This window comes from Ralstonia sp. TCR112 (assembly GCF_007997035.1).
GTDB lineage: Bacteria > Pseudomonadota > Gammaproteobacteria > Burkholderiales > Burkholderiaceae > Ralstonia > Ralstonia edaphi.
Genome location: NZ_VOSS01000214.1, coordinates 1 through 1,071, shown reverse-complemented (window position 1 = coordinate 1,071; position 1,071 = coordinate 1). Strand labels below are relative to the sequence as shown.

At 63.4% G+C, this 1,071-nt stretch carries 1 protein-coding gene; it reads left to right on the top strand.

The genetic code is table 11. The features are described 5' to 3' along the window. Positions 1–185: 185 nt before the first annotated feature. A partial coding sequence (locus FUT88_RS25405; protein WP_261797296.1) for a porin occupies positions 186–1,071 on the top strand: 886 nt, incomplete at its 3' end.

Below are 1,071 nucleotides of genomic sequence, written 5' to 3'. Positions count from 1 at the left end.
CCCGGGTATCCGCAAAACGTTAATCAACGGGCTGCAACTCCGTGAATGCGCTGCAAACGTCGTGGTATGCATGAATTGCCAAAGTCCCGCCGGCGTTGACGCGCGCCCCGCGTGTTTGGCGCCAACACCGCATGCGTCCGAGCCAATTCAGTGGACGCATCAGACAACGACAATACGGAGACAACATGCAGAACTCACGCCTTCGACCCTGCGTCCTGACCGCCATTGCAGCCGCCCTCGGCTGTGCAGCGAGTGGCGCCATCGCACAATCGTCGGTCACGATTTACGGCACCGTCGATGCCGGACTCCAGTATCAAAACCGCAGTGCAGCCGGCGGCAGCATCACGGAAATGCATTCCGGCGGCATCAGCCCAAGCATCTGGGGCCTCAAGGGGTCTGAAGACCTGGGCAGCGGCATGAAGGCCAACTTCAACCTTGAAGGCCATTTCAGCAGCGACACCGGCACGCTGACCACGGGCCCGGGATTCAGCTCGGAACTGTTCCGCCGGCAAGCGAACGTCGGCCTGAGCGGCAACTGGGGCGCCATCACGCTGGGGCGTCAGTACAGCCCGGCCCTCATCGGCACGATCGGCACGGAAGCGCGCGGCTTCAAGGAGCAGTTCTCGAACCTGTACGGCTGGGCCTACAACCAGCTCCCAGCCCCGGGCAACGCGATGGGCGCCGGTACCAACCCCGGCAACGACGTGGGCGTGTTCATCGGCAATGCGCTGCAGTACTCCAACAACTTCGGTCCGGTGTGGCTGGGCGTTGCCTATTCATTTGGCGAGACCGCCGGCAGCTTCAAGCGCGGCAATGAGCTGTCGCTGGGTGCCACGTACACGGGCCCGCTCACAGTCGGTCTCGGCTATCAATCGACCGCAGACAGCGGCACGGGCGAGACCCTCAGCCGCCTGTGGAGCGCAGGCGTGGCCGTGCCGTTCAATGCCTTCACGGGCCGTGTTAACTACATCGGCGTCACCAACAACGCGCCGACCGGACAGCGTGTATCAGACGTCAAATCGATCGGCGTCGGCTCGACTACAAGTGGAGCCCCGCCAATACCGCCACGCT